Consider the following 3,497-nt stretch of genomic DNA (forward strand, 5'->3'; position numbering starts at 1 on the left):
ATGCATTCTCTATGATTTACATCCAATCCCTGTCTTAAAACCCCATTTACGTAAAGAGAGAATTGGGGATTCAATGCATCCCAAGCACCCTCTTTTCCTGTCTCCAAAGAAAAGACCACTGTTTTCCCGGCAAAGTTTTCCGGAACAGTCCAAGTCGTATAAAAAGAAAAATATGCTCTATGTCCTCCAAAAATCTCCTCTCGCTTTAAAGTAAAAAACTGATCCAAGGGAAGATTATTTCTTTCTTCTTCTGAATAACGATAATCTTCATTTTTTCCATACCAATATGGAATCACTTCCGTTTTGGTATAAATCTGCTCTTTGAGATATTCTAAAAATTTCCCTATTCTCTCTTTAATAAATCCCATATCCAACTCCTTCTATCCCTTATCTCCACCATTCATGGTAAAGCCCTTCGACATAACTTTTTGAGACAATATGTATAAGAAAATTGCGGGCAGAGAGTATAGTAAACTGTATGCAGAAAGAGCTCCATACTCTATAGCCCCATGCTTTCCGAAATACTGAAACAAGATAACTGATGCAGGTTGCTTGGCTTCTGAATTCAAAAGGATATAAGGAATAAAAAAGTTTCCCCAAGCCCCTGAAAAACTATAGATAAATACAACACAAATTCCGGAAAACATTAGTGGAGCTACCACTCGCAGCATGGATTGTACAGAATCTGCTCCATCTACAAAAGCAGCTTCTTCCAAGCTTCTAGGTATTCCGTCCATAAAGTTCTTCATCATCCACACCCCATAGGGTATACCGGATGCAGTCAAATACAATATTACACCGGGAATACTATCTAAAAGATGAAATCGCACAAAAATCTTGTAAACCGGTACAATAACAGCAATCATCGGTAATGATGTCATAAACAAAATGGTATAAAGCAAAGGTTCCTTATAAGAAAGATCATATCGAGATAATGGATATGCCGCCATTAAGGATAAAATACAAACCAAGCTTGCTTGTACTATCGAAATATAAAGTCCAATTCCAAATCCTCGTATATTTCTTCCATTTTGTATTACTGTAAGATAGTTATTAAATGTCCACTGGTCAGGCCACTTTAGAGCCTGTCTTGCATGCACATTAAATGAACTTAAAACCAGCCATAACATAGGCATTAAGAAGAGTATGCCAATGAGTGCCAAAATCAGATAATAAATCCAGGTTTTGTTCCTCATCCTTCCCTCCTTTCAGCAAGAGTAGTTTTTACTTTTCCAAAATTCCCCCTGCTCTTTTTTTCTCTTTCATAAAACAGGAAACTGTATCCTATACTGCATACACCACCCAGTAGTAAAATCAAAATACCTATCGCTGTTCCCTTACCCAGCTGAAAATTTTTCATTCCTGCATTATACATGTATATAGAAAGTGTCGTAGTTTTATTACCCGGCCCGCCTCCGGTCATAGCCCAAATCAAACCAAAAACTCCCAGGGTAGAGAATGTATTCAGCATGGTATTCATGCCGATTGTCTGCTTCATACAAGGAATAAGAAGGTGCCACAAAACCTGAAAGCGATTCGCCCCATCTACTCGTGCCGCCTCTTCCATGTCTCTAGGAACATGATCCAATGCGGACTGAAAATTCAGCATAGAGAACGCAGTTCCATGCCAAATATTAGCCAGTATAACGGTCAGCATAGGAAAACCGAAAATCCAGGAAATTACCGGTAAATGTATTGCTTTTAAAATTGTATTTGCAGTACCTTCCATATCGAAGAATGCCAACATACAAAGGGAAACTACAATTTCCGGCATAACCCAACCACACAATATACAAGGTCCTACTATGCGCCGAAATGTGGCGGAGCATTCCCTCATACAGTATGCCAAGATAAATCCTACAAACTGTTGCCCTAAAAGAGATCCAGCAAGGAAAAATAAGGTGTTTTTTATCACTGATAATGCTACTTTATCTTTGAAAAGCCTTATATAGTTTGAAAGGCCTACAATATCGTAGTTTTTTGCCGTAGCTCCAGTTAGCGCCATATTGGTAAAAGAGAAAAAAATAGTAAGAAAAACGGGAACAACGAAAAACAATAGCAAAAGTGCCATAGCCGGTATCAGCAAAATTGATTGCCTGCACTCTCTTAAAAATCTGTTTGTTTTCATCCTTGCCCCCGTTCTTCTTACGCTAATAAGCCTGATGATCCCTATTTAATTGACTTAATTTTTTTAACTAATTCACCACACTACATCATTTTTATTCATTACTTTTTGACTAAATTACTTTTTCACTACATTGTCATCTCCGACAATGCTTGCTGTATTGGCTGCATACTGAGAAATTGCATCATCGATAGATGTTCCAGTAACTACAGATTCAACCATTTCCTGAATACCGGTAGAAACAGAAGAGTATAAATCGTTCTGAGGACGATAACCTGCTGTATCCAAAAGTTTTGTTCCAAATTCAAAGAATGGCTGTGCCTTGTACTCTTCCTTCTCAGCAATGTCTTTTCTTGTACAAATGTCACCTTCAAAAAGCACAAGATCTAAATAGTGTTTTTCGCTCATCATATGCTTTACGAAATCAAAGGTAGCATCCTTATTGTCTCCATTTTCCGGTAAAGACAGAGCCCAACCGCCTGATAATGTAACAGTTCCCGGAGCCTGCCCCTTACTTGTTGGCATTGCAGCAAGTCCACATTCTTTCTCATAATTCTTCCAAGGAGCTGCTCCCTCTTCCTTCCATGGAGCCGTAATCCAAAGACCATCTAATAAGATACCCAACTTACCGGAAGGTAAATATTCTCTTTCGGCATTTAAACCACCCTGTCCGGTAAGAACCAGATCCAAGGAAGGTCCATATCCTTTTTTATAAATATTCTGAATAAACTCTAGGGAGTCCTTAATGCCCTGAGACTCTACAATCCACTTCCCATCTTCATCTAAGAGCTTTTCTCCTGTTCCATAGAGAAGCATTTCATAGGTCTGCATAGATGTAGCTTCTCCTGTAGCCTTTCCTGAATTACACCAAAATGGAATTACATCCGGATCACTGTCCTTAATCTTTTGGCAGGCAGATAAAATATCTTCCCAGGACTTTGGTTCCCAGTCTTCTCCCGCCTGAATAACTCCTGCTTTCTCTAATACACCGCGATTATAGAAAAGCCCTCTTGTATCCGTACAATAAGGCACACCATAGCACACTCCCTTAACAGAGGTAATACTTTGCATAGACTCATAATACTGATCCCACTCATCATATTCCTTAAGATAGGAAGTAAGGTCGGTTAAATATCCTGCTGCTGCATCATTTGGTAACTGGAAGGTATCTTCGCATACCAAATCCGGACAAGTACTGGGGTCGGCAAGCTGTAAAGCAATCTTCGTGAAATAATCCCCTTCAGATGCAGTAATGGGAGCAACATCCAGCTCTACTTCATCCTTATGTTCCCATGTTTCATAAGCTGCTGTCACCCAGCGATACAGACCCATCTTTTCTTTAGCGGTTCCAGTGTCTCTGTAAGTGAAGGTG

General features: G+C 39.3%; 3 protein-coding genes and 1 pseudogene. All 4 read right to left on the bottom strand.

Translation table 11 applies throughout. The features are described 5' to 3' along the window. Nucleotides 1-368 (bottom strand): annotated as a pseudogene (locus ACO4PX_RS09345) (alpha-mannosidase); the annotation flags it as partial. A gap of 12 nt (nt 369-380) precedes the next feature. Continuing rightward, nucleotides 381-1,196, bottom strand: coding sequence for a carbohydrate ABC transporter permease (locus ACO4PX_RS09350; RefSeq protein ID WP_485572390.1), 816 nt, complete (start codon nt 1,194-1,196; stop codon nt 381-383). Further along, entirely contained in the window at nt 1,193-2,128 is a 936-nt protein-coding gene (locus ACO4PX_RS09355; RefSeq protein ID WP_485572392.1) for a carbohydrate ABC transporter permease, read from the bottom strand. Before ACO4PX_RS09355 ends, ACO4PX_RS09350 begins: the two co-directional genes overlap by 4 nt. A 114-nt stretch (nt 2,129-2,242) precedes the next feature. Continuing rightward, a partial coding sequence (locus tag ACO4PX_RS09360) for an extracellular solute-binding protein (RefSeq protein ID WP_485572394.1) occupies nt 2,243-3,497 on the bottom strand: 1,255 nt, incomplete at its 5' end.

The organism is Oribacterium sp. (assembly GCF_057249185.1).

Bases quoted from the DNA above. Each gene is read 5' to 3' on its own strand.
- ACO4PX_RS09350 (WP_485572390.1), bottom strand. From the start codon at position 1,196: ATGAGGAACAAAACCTGGATTTATTATCTGATTTTGGCACTCATTGGC.
- ACO4PX_RS09355 (WP_485572392.1), bottom strand. From the start codon at position 2,128: ATGAAAACAAACAGATTTTTAAGAGAGTGCAGGCAATCAATTTTGCTG.